The following is a 12,656-nucleotide window of genomic DNA, read 5'->3' as shown; positions in this document are numbered from 1 at the left end:
TGTGAATTAATAATTTTAAAAAAAATAGTCTTTTTATTAAATTTATGATTTAATTCAGAAAGTGAAGCATCGCTAACTTTCTTTGAATTAGAAATGAATTCAATAATGACTGCACAGCCGTCCACACCTGAGCCGAAAACGAAGGCGCTTGAAAGTCCACTTTTTCGTTCCCAAGTCACCGCCGCCTTGGGCAGTAATTGGATGGGCGCTATTCGTTTGGCGCAACCTGTTTCCTCTTGGCTGATTGCCAGCATTGCACTTATCCTAGCTTTTGCTCTGATTGCCTTCTTGAGTCTGGGCAGTATGACGAAGAAGGCTCGGGTTACGGGCATCACTGTACCAAGCGCAGGCAATATCAGTATCGCCGCGCCTAATGCAGGTGTATTAGCCCAAAGTCATATCAAAGAAGGCGATGTTGTACAGGCAGGACAAGTTTTATTTACTTTGTCCACGCAAAGACAAAACAGCCAAGGTGAAATCACCGCTCTGATCGCCAGCCAGCTTCGTTCTAGGCAAGTTACTTTGTCGACGGAACAGCGCTTGCGTGAAAGCGCAGCACAAGAGAGGAAACTGGCTTTGCAGCAAAGGCTCGCCAATCTCCAGGTCGAATCAGAACAAATTGATCAAGAGATCCTGCTTGCCAAACGTCGTTTACAGTTGTCGCAACAAAGCATCGATAAATTCCAAACACTACAGAACAGCGGCTATGTGTCAGCCGCCCAGACACAGCAAAAAATAGAAGAAAATATCGATCTCTCTACACGGCTAAGTAGTCTCCAGCGCAATAAGACCCAACTACAAGCGAATCAGTTCAGTGTGCAAGCAGAAATGAACACGCTAGCAAATAGTCTCGCGACTGAGCTAGCGCAACTGAACCGAGCCAAAGCCGGTTTGCAACAAGAAATCGCCGAAAATAATAACCGTCATTCCAGTCAAATCGTGGCACCTCAAGCAGGTATGGTCACCGCCATCACCAATTAAACCGGACAAAACATCAATGGCGGACAGGTGCTGGCCACACTCATTCCTACTGTGGACAGTAACGACTCAAAAGAGCAGCAAGCCTTAGAAGTGCATCTGTATGCACCGAGCAAAACGGCTGGCTTCGTGAGTGCCGGACAGCAAGTCCTCATACGCTACAACGCTTACCCCTACCAAAAATTTGGACTGCAGGCAGGGACGGTGATCGATGTGAGCAAAACACCGTTTGCGCCGAACGAATTACCGCAGCATCTTGCCAGCACCATCTTAAGTAATGCTCAGCAAAATATCCTTGGCTTTAACAGTAACGAAGCCTTGTACCGCATCAAAGTACAACTTAAACAACAAACCATCAACGCCTATGGACAAGCGCAAGTAATTAAACCAGGCATGACTTTAGAGGCAGACGTGGTGCAGGACAAACGCAAGATTTGGGAGTGGATAATCGAACCCGTGCTGGCGGTAACAAAAACGGCAGCGCTCTGAAACAAGTTAAGTAATGAAAGAAATTGGCGCTAATCAAAATTTGCAAGTGAGTGAGCATAAGCCCACTCACCGCAAAAAACCGTACACAGGTCACTACACCTTGTACGGAGGCAGTAAAACCCATCGGTATAGGATCGATGGGTTCAACTTAACCATGTATAGGAGTAACACAAAATGCGTTTAATTACAAATGAAGAGTTGGGCAATGTCAGTGGTGGTGCGACAAAATTAACTGGTGCTCAAACCACAATTAATGCGGTAAAGGAAAGCGCTGTTGAAATCTGGAATAGTTTTACTAATTGGATTAGCGCCTCCTCCGATTCAAGTGGCGGTGGAGTGAATAGTCCAATCGAAGATCTTCGCGAAAAAATTAACTATTCAAAAACTGTCGCGGGAGAAGCAAACGCTGTTGGATGCAAAGCATTCGTCTCATTTGCGGGAGATACCAGTGCTTTTTCTGTTAATGCTGGCGGCACAGTTGGTACAGCAAATTCTGCCAATGGAGGAGCTGCTACCACGCGAAGCTCGCAGCGGCCTAGTGTGACTATTGATTGTAACCAATAGAAATAAGACTTTGTGGCAAGTCGGCAATAAGGTAACGACTTATTTTCACTTTCTAAGTTTGAGCCTCAATTTCCTTAACTATGGATTAAAGGTGAAAGCTTTATTGCCGTCCATCTACAGAGCTAATGTTACCAAGAGAAAGATCTATATTAAATGAAAAATCATATTAATCCATCTTACTTGAAGTGGTTCTTAGGCGCTCTTTTTTTCTTGATGGTTTTTTCTTTATGCATTGCATATACAAGGATTAACCAAGATGTTTCATTGGTAAAAAAAGATATTTTGCCTTTTCAAGATCAAACATTGATTTTTGTAACTAAATCCCAAAAGCAGATCAGATTGATTGGAGACATTTATCCATCAAGTGTAGAAATTCTAATAAAAATACTTATTGAAAACACGGGTGTTAGAGAAGTGTCGGTAGATACCGCAGGTGGTGACGTTAAAAGTGCATTGAGAATCGCCAAAATATTGAGAACCAAAGATCTGATGTTGGTTGTGAATGGAAAGTGTTTTTCGGCCTGCGCACTTTTTTTATTTCCGTCAGCCCCTAGAAAAAAAATTATGCCTCAGTCCTTGGTTGCAATTCACGGATTTCGATATTGGATAAATAAAGATGGCATTAGACAGGAGATTCAAACAAATGAGTTACATGATATGGCGAGTTCGATTGCGGAGGCGCAGCCTTACCTTGAGTATAAGAAAATTGTGGAAGCTTTAAACGAATTTTATTCTCTCTCAAAAATAAATGTCGGTTACATAAATTCTTTCAATGATTTCTTAAGTCGAAAAAAAAGTTACTTTTTAACGCTGAGAAACACCGCTGAAGATGTAAAAAACTGTCCAGATATCGAATTTTGGGGTATGGATCAAAGAAAACTTGAGGAACTTGGAGTTAGAGGAATTATGCTTGCTTGGTATCCCAACAATGCGCAAGAAAAGGATGAACTATTTAAGAAATTAAATTTGGATAAAACCCAATTTTTTTGGGGTGAAAAAGAAGAAATTGATAATTTTTGTCGATGAGTTAAATGCAGATTTTTCTGTCGGATTTAAAAATTTGAAAGCCAAGCCATATTCTAGGGGCGAAAGAGACAGGCGAATGAGTCAAATAATGCAAGTAATGTAAGAATTTTAAAATTTGTATGTGAATGAGCAAAGCCCACTCACCGCAAAAAACCGTACACAGGTCACTACACCTTGTACGGAGGTAGTAAAACCCATCGGTATAGGATCGATGGGCTCAACATAACCATGTATAGGAGTAACACAAAATGCGTTTAATTACAAATGAAGAGTTGGTGTTTGTGGCGGGCGGTTCAACGGTAGAAGGGGGAGACGGTGGGGATTTTGAAGAGGATGGTGATGTCGGCTTCGATAGTCCAGATGGCCCACCAAAAACAAAACCTAGGCGTGCGGACTCTTCAGGTGGTGGCTCAGCAACAGTATCGACACCGACGGGATCTGGCACGGTTGAGTGCCCGTCCGGTACTGTTCCAGTTATCTCGTCCTTTACTACTACGACAACTGGATCGGGCGGTGGAATGTTATCTTTTGGTACGATTGCAACACAAGGTAGCGCATCTGGACAAGGTTCAGGTAGCTCGACAAATAGTAAAACTGAAGCGACTTGTATTCCAGGTACTTCAGGCAAGAAGAAGTAATTAATTACTAGTCAATCGATGTGGAGCGACTAAGTGTCACTATATGCTTAGTCGCTACTAAGAAATCGTATGAAAATGCAATTAGGCCGCTTTAGCAAATGAAAATTCTCACGATCTTGTTCTTAATCTTTGTCAGCCCATTGGTTCTTGCAAAGCAAAAAACACTTTTTGTAAAATCGCGTTATGGAGGATGGGTAACTGAGGTCTCGGTCGCCTTTCCCAAGAACACGCCTATAGTCAAGGGTTTGGTTGTATTGATCCCCGGTTCAGAAAGTGTAGGGGAACCTGCAATTGAGGATGCCTTGGGGAAAAATCCAAAATTAATTAGCCAAATGTCTGTAATGGGACAGGCCATTCTTGATGATGGTTTTGCCTACGCTTCGTTCAACACACGCGGCATGCACCCGTTGCGTACCTGCCTTGATGAGCGTGATATAAAGAATCGTATCGATGCTTTCATTAAAAAATGCATCGATCCGCGTATCAGAACCCATCTCGATTGGATTAATATCGAATCAGATATCGTGGATATTTATGAAGCATTGAAAAGCCAAAAGGAATTTAAGAACACTAAAATCATCGCATTAGCCCGATCCGAAGGGGGAATGCATATCAGCCGATTAATACGATTAAAAAAAATACGTCCAGATGCCTTGGTTGGCTTAGGTGTGCCTACAGAATCACCTTTTGAGAATACACGCTTACAATCGACCTTATCCATCTATCTGGCGAGAATCGTCGATGACATGGAAAAATTTAAGATGCCTGAATTTAAAAGGGAACGTTTAAAAGAAATTTTCCCCTCGACTTTACCCGCGCATGAAGCAGCTCTCCAACAATTGATTGGTAACGGAGGCCTAAGCATGGAAAGGTTAGAACAGTATAGTGCTACAGCGAAAGGAGATTTTTCTTTGTATGTTGACCGTGTTTTCAAGGCGAGGCGCTCAACTCCTGCAGACGGCAATGTTATGGGAAAGAGAATTGCGATTTTTGGATCTGCAGGATGGTGGGCCGACGCGCTATCCGATAAAATCGACCTATCCACATCAATCAAGGACTATCCGGGCAAACGCATTTTCTTTTTTGGAGAATATGACTTTTTGGTTGCATACAATCGACAAACTGCATGTGGTTCGTCAGAAGATACTCACAATTGCGCACTGCGCATTATTCCAAAGGCAGGGCACTCATTGGAAGATACCAAGGATGGTTTTTTGAGCAAAGCGACGGCAAGTGCAATTGTGCAAGCGATCAATGAAGTCATTCAATGAAGTGACTCAAAAATGACCCCCATCCTCCAAACCGAATCCAGCGAATGCGGTCTAGCCTGTCTAGCCACGATCGCCAGCCACTTCGGCCACCACACCGATCTAGCCGACTTACGCCGTCAATTCTCCATCAGCTTAAAAGGTGCGACGCTAGCACAATTGATGCGGCATGCGTCTGCTATGCATCTCAACTCTCGTCCTTTGCGACTGGAGTTAGACGAAATGGCAGAGTTAGCCTTGCCATGCATTTTGCATTGGAATTTGAATCACTTTGTGGTGCTAAAAAAGGTCAAAAAAGATTTGCGTGGTCGTATCACTTTGGTCTTGCTCGACCCGGCGGTAGGTGAACGTAGAGTCTCTTTGGAGGAGGCCTCTCAGCATTTCACTGGCGTGGCCTTAGAGCTGAGTCCTAACCCTGAATTCAAAGCCAAGGACGAACGTAAGCAAGTCAATCTGCGTGATCTAACGGGGCCTATCGTTGGCCTGCGTCGTGCGATTGTGCAAGTGATTGCTTTGGCATTTGCTTTAGAAATTTTCGCCATCATGTCACCTTTGTTTAATCAGTTCGTGATTGATGATGTGATCGTCAGTGGTGATAGAGAATTGTTGGTGGTGTTGGTGTTTGGTTTCGCATTGTTGATGGTGACACAAACGGCGATTGGTCTGGCGCGTAGTTGGTTTCTCATGCGCTGGAGTATGGATGTGAGTATGCAATGGTCGGCACGCGTATTGGCACATCTGGTGCGTTTGCCTGTCAGCTATTTTGAGAAGCGACATTTGGGTGATGTGGTTTCACGCTTTGGTAGCATAGGTGCGATTCAAGGTACTCTAACCAGTATGTTTTTGGAGACGGCACTGGATGGCCTCATGGTGCTCATGGCGCTGGTCATGATGGTCATGTATAGCGTGAAGTTGACTTTGCTGGTGGTAGCTGCTGTGTTTATTTATGCGCTGTTGCGTTGGGCGTTTTATCAACCGTTTCGCGAAGCATCGCAAGAGCGTTTGGTTTTATCAGCGAAAGAAAGTAGTCATTTTTTAGAAACCATGCGAGCGATCACGCCTTTGAAATTGTTTGGTCGAGAAACCGAGCGTTTAGCGCGTTGGCAAAATCTGAAAATCGACGTGCAGAATCGCGATATTAAAACGCAAAAGTTGTCGATACTATTTAGCGTAAGTAATACCTTTATTTTTGGTGTACAAGGTTTGTTACTGTTCTATATCGGTGCCGGTCTGGTGATGCAGAACGCGCTCACGGTCGGTATGTTGATGGCGTTTTCTAGTTACGCCAGTACTTTCACAGGGCGTATTTCTAACTTAATCGGTTTATTTGTTAGTTACAAAATGTTGAGTATGCATAGTGAACGTCTGGCCGATATTGTGTTGGAAGAGGCGGAAAGAGATTCTCCATTAGAAACTGACGTATCGAGAATACAAGCAAGTATCACGCTGAAGAATGTGAAGTTTCGTTATGCAGATGGTGAACCTTGGGTCTTAAATGGCGTGGACTTAAGCATCCCTGCGGGTCAAAGCATTGCTTTAGTTGGTCCGTCAGGCTGCGGTAAAACAACTCTGTGCAAAATCATCTTAGGCTTGTTAAAGCCGACCGAGGGTGAAGTGTTGATCGATAACATCCCGATCACGCAATTGGGTTTAAATACCTACCGCCAGTTGGTAGGAACGGTGATGCAAGAAGACGTTTTGTTGGCTGGATCGATCAGCGACAACATCGCTTTTTTTGATAGTCATAGTAATCAGACGCAGGTCGAGCAATGTGCACAAGCTGCTGCGATTCATCAGGACATTGTGACTATGCCTATGGGTTATCAAACCTTGGTCGGCGATATGGGAAGTAGTTTATCGGGTGGACAAAAGCAGCGGGTCTTATTAGCGAGAGCTTTGTACAAGCAACCGAGAATCCTTGCACTAGACGAAGCGACCAGTCATCTCGATATTGAGAATGAACACAAGGTAAATCAAGCGCTGGCGCAATTGTCTTTGACGCGCATTATGGTGGCGCACAGACCGGAGACGATCAATGCGGCAGAGCGTGTTGTGATGTTGAAGGAGGGACGTGCGACTGAGATTCGTGCGGCTGTAAACTCGCTTGCAAATTGTCATGTTGCGAAAGGCGAAGACGAAGTTCTGGTAGCCTGATAAGGTCAGGTAGATGACTGTTCAACTACAGAGAATTGCGTCATTGTCAGTGAATTCTGATTGGTGATAGTTAAAATTAAAATGAACGAAACTATTTTTATGGGCGTGCACTCCTTGATGGGCTTTCTATTCCCAATGTGTTTGCTACCTTGGCTACTTAAACGAGGCCATTGGGTCTTGTCGGTGATACTCCCTATAGGTGTTTTTTTGATTTTGGCACAGCTAAATCCAAGTAATTTCGATTTTATGCAACGGCTTTGGCGTGGATTTGCCATCGGGGGCCTTAGCGTGACATTGGGTTTCGCTTACTACTATCTATTGAAACGCACACCGAAAAATTCTAAGTCGTAAAAACGCGAAGCAAAGCTTGTATGAAGTTAGCTTGCTGTAGCTTCTAATTCAATTTACGCCGGATAGCGTTCGCTTTGTCTATCCAAGAAGCGACCAGTGCGACCAGCTCTGTTCGCATTCGGCTTACCATTCGCCAGCGCAATCGCGCCGTTGACCAAGACCCAATGTATGCCAGTAGCCGCCTGTTTAGGCGAAGCAAAAGTGGCTTGGTCGGAAATTGTAGCTGGATCAAATACCACCAGATCGGCCCAGCAATGGAGTGCGATCCGTCCGCGTTGTTTTAAACCAAAATGATCGGCAGAGAGTGTCGTCATGCGGCGTACCGCTTCGGCTAAGGTGAATAATTTTCTCTCACGACTGTAATGCCCCAATACTCGTGGAAAAGCGCCCCATAAGCGGGGATGTGGATGGCTATCATGCGGCAATCCATCCGAACCTATCATCGTATGTGGATAGCTTAAAACACGTTCCACATCATCTTCACGCATTTGGAAATACACGGCTCCGGCAGGATGTAAGCGGCGTGCTGCTTCTTTCTGATCGACTTGCCATTCGGCTGCGATGTCAGCCAGATCGCGTCCTTGCATTTCTGGATGTGGCTGTGAAAAACTGATCATGATGCGAATCACACCATCGACATAATCGGGATCGAGTACGGTGGAGCCCGCGGTGTAGGGATAGGCATCGAGGCCGATGGCTTGGGTTTTGCGGCGTTCGGCGACGTAGGCCAAGGTTTCTGTCGTCCGTCCCCAGTTCGCCGGACCTGCGCATTTATGATGCGACAAGATGACCGGTAATTGCGCTTCTTTGCCCGCATCGCAAGCTTCGGCTAAGGCATCAAGTACGCCGTTGTATTCGTCGCGTATATGCGAGGTGTACACGCCCCCTGCGGCGGCACTGATTTTTGCTAATGCGATGACTTCAGCATTGTCTGCGGCTTTGCTGGTTTGATAGAACAAGCCTGAGCTAAAGCCTAATGCGCCTGCATGCATGCCTTCGGCTAGCAAGTCTTGCATGATTTTGATCTCGTTCGCATTCGCGCCGCGATTCAAATCGGCGACGGCATTCACACGCAAAGTCGAATGCCCGATCAGCATGCCAACATTCACCGCGGGCTGCGCTTGTTTGACCGCTTTGGCGTAATCTTGGACGCTGGCATAGCGGTAGTCTTTTTGCGTGCCAATCAAGCTCAGTGGTGCGGGCGGTGCTTTGTCTGCCTGCCATGGCGATAAGCTGATGCCGCAATTGCCAGTGATGACGGTGGTCACACCTTGCGTCAGTTTTGGCAGCATCGCTGGTGCATCTAAAACTTCTCTGTCGTCGTGGGTGTGGACGTCGATGAAGCCGGGTGCGACCGCCAGACCGGTGGCGTCGAGTATTTCATAGCCATGCAAACTCAGCGCTGGTGCGATCGCGACGATTTTTTGGTCGGCGATTGCGATGTCGGCGCGATACGGCGCAGTGCCGCTACCGTCGATGACGTCAGCGTTGCGGATGATGATGTCGTAGGTTTGCGTTTGCATGGTTTTGTAGGGCGGGTGCAACCCGCGCAGTGGTTGATAAAGTGTGGCGGCGCGGGTTTCTTCCCGTAGGCGCTAACCAAAATCAGAAAGTCGAAACCAAAACCTCTCAACACAGGTAAGCAGGATGCTGCGCACCACAGGCGCAGAGAAAGGCAGGAGAAGGCTAATATTATCCAATTTTCTTCAGCTAGACATTTCCTCTGTGCTTTCTCTGTGTCTCTGAGCCTCTGTGGTTAGTGGTTTTAGAATTTGCTTAACGCCTATGGGGTTTCACCCGTCCTACATTTTAGAAAAATGTATTGATAGCGGATTGCACTTGGTAGTCATCATCAACTACCAAAATCACAGGCCATTTATCAAAGGTAGTACATGGATGCGAAATGCCACAAGCAATCAAATCACCAACTTGCAGAGTTTCGCAAATCGCACTTGCTCTCGGTAAGCGCAAATAAGCGTGCTGGTCGTTCATTTTTTCTATCTTGCAGCCTGCGGGTAAATTGTGCGGTGTAGATGCGCTGCCCGGTCTGTGGGTTTGTACTGGGAAAGGTAGGTCGATGTCGTACGAAGCATCGCGTTTACCCATGGTCAGGATCGCCAAATCTGCTTCCGGACGCGACTGCACCATGCTCCAGACTTCTAAGGCCGGACGCAGATTGTCGATTTCAACGACGCTTTCCCGCGCCTGCATCTCGTGCAATAAGTGATGGTAAAAGCCATGGTCATGGGTCACATAGCAGCCGCTACGCAGAATGGCAGTGACGGGGCGCGAGAGATGCAAAGTCTGCTCAAAACCACGTCCTACCAGATCAAAATAGGCTGAGCCGCCAGCCGACAATAAAATATTTTCGCTGCCAAATAGACCTTCGACATCGGCTTGCTTTGTGAGTGTGATTAAGTCATTGATGAAAGCTTTAACGGCGACCAGATCTTGATCTCTATGCTTGCCGACGAGTAGACCTTCATAGCCTTCTATGCCTGCTAGTTGCAAGTAGGGACTTTGATGAATTGCGCGTGCGACCGTTAAGGCCTCGACTTGACTACGGCAGCCAGTACGACCACCTGCAAAGCCCAGCTCAACTAACAATGGAAGAGGGCGATCTAAACCTGCTGCTTGCACTTGTTCCGCCATGCGCTGCACACCTTCCAGCGAATCAGTCAATGCGAAAAATTCAAATTGTGGATCCGCTTTCATTAAGGCCAGCACCGCTTGTGTATCACTGCGACTGATGAGTTGATTTGCCAGTAATACGCGTTTTACGCCAAAGCGATGGGCGATCAAAGTTTGGTTGACTGTAGCGAGCGTAATTCCCCATGCACCGTTTTCTAATTGCATGTCAAAAAGCTGCGGTGACATCGTGGTCTTGCCGTGAGGTGCAAGTACCACGTGCATGGTGTCGCAGAATTTTTTCATCCATTGCAGGTTGTGTTGCAAGGCGGATTGTTTCAACACGGCGACCGGAAAACTGGTGTCGGCATTTAGCATATTCCAATGTTGTCGGACAATGTCCTGTTGCTGCAAAGGCTGGCTTAATGCCAGGCCTTTGGTGCCGGGTAACAGGGTTTGCTGAACTAATGTGCTGAGATTTAACATGATGCTTAAATTGAGTAAAAAATGAGAGATTATTTCCAGCTACTGATTTTGTGACCTTTAAGCGCATAGAACAAGATCATCGCATAACAAGGCAACATGACCCAGTAGGCGCTTTGTGCGCCGCTGGAATCAGAGAAGTGCCCGTAAGCCATAGGCAAGATCGCACCGCCTGCAATGCCCATGATCAGCAAGGCGGAACCAGCTGCAGTGTATTTGCCCAAGCCTTCGAGTGCGAGCGGCCAAACCGCAGGCCAGACCAGTGCGTTGGCGAAACCTAACATGGCCAAAAACATGACTGAGTTTGGCACCACAGGAACACCAGCCCAGCCTACCAAGGCTTGTGCGATGCTACTGTCGGTGGAAGAGCTATTGATGACCCCAAGGGCAAAAAACAAACCGCATGCCGCCGACAAAAATAGCGCATTTTTTTGCGACAAAAATTTAGGAATCGCGACCGCGCCCAACAAATAACCCAAGACCATAAAACCCATCGTATAAGAAGTGAGTTTCAAAAAATGTTGTACGCCCAGATGTTGTCCATATAGACCAATTGTGTCACCTGCGATGACTTCGACACCGACATAAGCAAACAGCGTGAGCGCACCGAAAACCAATTGTGGAAATTGCAGAACCCCAAAGCGCGTGGTGCTGCTTTGATCTTCATTTTGTAAATCTAAATCAGGTAAAGAAGAGAAATGGATGATAGCCATAAAAATCACCAAACCGATTGCCATCACGATATACGGTGTCACCAAACGTGATGCCAGATCGGCTCGCAAAGCTTCACGCGCTGCTTGATCCATCGCTGCCAGTGCGGCGGTAGAAGTTGAGGATTGATCGATACCAGACAAGATTAAAGCTGTGAACACCATAGGCACCACGATGCCCGCCCCCTTGTTGAATAAACCCATAATACTAATACGCATCGCCGCACTGTCGCGTGAACCTATACAAACGATGTAAGGATTAATTGCCGTTTGCATCAAGGTCATGCCCGTTGCAAGTGTGAATAATGCGAGTAAAAACAAGCCGTAATAACTGGTTTTTGCCGCAGGGATAAACATCAAAGCACCCACTGCCATCACACCGAGGCTGGCGGTCATGCCGTTCTTGTAGCCGATTCGACTGAGCACCGCGGCGGATGGTAAGGCCATGACGGTGTAGGCGATGTAGAAAGCGAAGGTGACCCACAGTGCTTGGAAATCATTTAGGTTACAAACGATTTTGAGGAAAGGAATCAGAGAACCATTGAGCCAGGTGACGAAGCCTAGAATGAAGAAGAGTAGGGCGATGAAGAACATGGCGACTACGACTTGTTTTTTTGATTGTGATGCTGGTGCGTTGTGGGTCATGGTTTGTCCGTTTTTTGTTAATGGTGTCTCGTTGGATTGAAACGGTCTCTTGTGTTCATTTTTGTTCATACATCCTGATTGTCTCTATAATTTGTTATTTTTGTAGGGTGGGTTAGCGCTAGCGTAACCCACCGCTCAAGGCTCCAGCTACTTTTATCGTTTGCTTTACTGTTTGTGAACCAGACGCTGAATTTTCTGTTTCAAATTTACCTTCAAACATTTTTATCGTTCGCAGGTCGGGTGTGGCCCGACAGCCAATTACCTTTTTTGCTTCGCCAAAAAAGGTAACCCAAAAAAGGCGACCGTAGACTCGCCCCTGCGGGGTGCTTACGCTACGCTTCAGCATAATTTGTGCATCACAAAAAATGGGAAAGTGTTGAAACTCGCTTCGCTCAAACAGCAACACTTTCTTATCCATTTTCTGTGACGCACAAATTACATCGTCTCGAACGGGGGCAGGTAAAAGGCAGAGTCAAAAACAAAAACAAAAACAAAATCAAAGTCAAGGTCAAAAGCAACGACCTACTACTGCTATAAGAAAAATGAACGACCGTCGGTACTGATTGTTTTGGTGTTGCCGTTGCTTTTGATCTTGTTTTTGATTTTGACCTTCATCCACTTCTGACACTGCCAATTGTGCAGGACAGAAAATGGATAAAGAAAGTGTTGTTGTTTGAGCCGAAGGCGAGTTTCAACACTTTCCCATTTTTTGTCCTGCACAA

The 12,656-nt window shown here is 46.1% G+C and carries 12 protein-coding genes; 8 read left to right on the top strand and 4 right to left on the bottom strand.

Going from position 1 to position 12,656, the window contains the following annotated elements; all coding sequences use genetic code 11:
- Positions 1-93 precede the first annotated feature (93 nt).
- From AC1RR2_RS04565 to AC1RR2_RS04530, 8 genes are all read left to right on the top strand, one after another.
- Entirely contained in the window at positions 94-981 is an 888-nt protein-coding gene (locus AC1RR2_RS04565) for an HlyD family secretion protein (protein WP_493221115.1), read from the top strand.
- Between the two features lie 27 nt (positions 982-1,008).
- A complete protein-coding gene (locus AC1RR2_RS04560) occupies positions 1,009-1,467 on the top strand; it encodes a beta-barrel domain-containing protein (RefSeq protein ID WP_493221114.1) in 459 nt (152 codons plus the stop codon).
- A 174-nt stretch (positions 1,468-1,641) separates the two neighbouring features.
- Positions 1,642-2,031, top strand: coding sequence for a hypothetical protein (locus AC1RR2_RS04555; RefSeq protein WP_493221113.1), 390 nt, complete (start codon positions 1,642-1,644; stop codon positions 2,029-2,031).
- 153 nt (positions 2,032-2,184) lie between these two features.
- Complete coding sequence (locus AC1RR2_RS04550; protein ID WP_493221112.1) at positions 2,185-3,057, top strand: hypothetical protein; 873 nt, start codon at positions 2,185-2,187, stop codon at positions 3,055-3,057.
- 248 nt (positions 3,058-3,305) lie between these two features.
- A complete protein-coding gene (locus AC1RR2_RS04545) occupies positions 3,306-3,695 on the top strand; it encodes a hypothetical protein (protein ID WP_493221111.1) in 390 nt (129 codons plus the stop codon).
- A gap of 98 nt (positions 3,696-3,793) precedes the next feature.
- Positions 3,794-4,966 carry a hypothetical protein gene (locus AC1RR2_RS04540; protein ID WP_493221110.1) on the top strand — a complete coding sequence of 391 codons (1,173 nt, stop codon included), beginning with the start codon at positions 3,794-3,796 and terminating at the stop codon, positions 4,964-4,966.
- Between the two features lie 12 nt (positions 4,967-4,978).
- The gene (locus AC1RR2_RS04535; protein WP_493221109.1) at positions 4,979-7,117 is read left to right on the top strand and encodes a peptidase domain-containing ABC transporter; all 2,139 of its coding nucleotides are present in this window, start codon (positions 4,979-4,981) and stop codon (positions 7,115-7,117) included.
- An 81-nt stretch (positions 7,118-7,198) separates the two neighbouring features.
- Positions 7,199-7,468, top strand: a complete 270-nt coding sequence (locus tag AC1RR2_RS04530; protein WP_493221108.1) for a hypothetical protein — start codon at positions 7,199-7,201, stop codon at positions 7,466-7,468.
- Between the two features lie 53 nt (positions 7,469-7,521).
- Here AC1RR2_RS04530 and AC1RR2_RS04525 read toward each other — a convergent pair whose 3' ends face one another.
- The 4 genes from AC1RR2_RS04525 to AC1RR2_RS04510 all read right to left on the bottom strand — a co-directional run bounded on the left by AC1RR2_RS04525 (position 7,522) and on the right by AC1RR2_RS04510 (position 12,352).
- The gene (locus AC1RR2_RS04525) at positions 7,522-8,991 is read right to left on the bottom strand and encodes an N-acyl-D-amino-acid deacylase family protein (RefSeq protein ID WP_493221107.1); all 1,470 of its coding nucleotides are present in this window, start codon (positions 8,989-8,991) and stop codon (positions 7,522-7,524) included.
- Between the two features lie 286 nt (positions 8,992-9,277).
- Positions 9,278-10,582: an amino acid deaminase gene (locus AC1RR2_RS04520; RefSeq protein ID WP_493221106.1), complete on the bottom strand. Its 1,305-nt coding sequence runs from the start codon at positions 10,580-10,582 to the stop codon at positions 9,278-9,280.
- A gap of 29 nt (positions 10,583-10,611) precedes the next feature.
- On the bottom strand, positions 10,612-11,934 hold the full coding sequence (locus AC1RR2_RS04515; RefSeq protein ID WP_493221105.1) for a sugar MFS transporter: 1,323 nt from the start codon (positions 11,932-11,934) through the stop codon (positions 10,612-10,614).
- 118 nt (positions 11,935-12,052) lie between these two features.
- Complete coding sequence (locus AC1RR2_RS04510; RefSeq protein WP_493221104.1) at positions 12,053-12,352, bottom strand: hypothetical protein; 300 nt, start codon at positions 12,350-12,352, stop codon at positions 12,053-12,055.
- Positions 12,353-12,656: the final 304 nt, after the last annotated feature.

Source organism: Undibacterium sp. GW821-FHT11H02 (assembly GCF_058808015.1).
The sequence above is the reverse complement of the archived record's forward strand: the minus strand, read 5'-3'. Positions and strand labels throughout refer to the sequence as shown.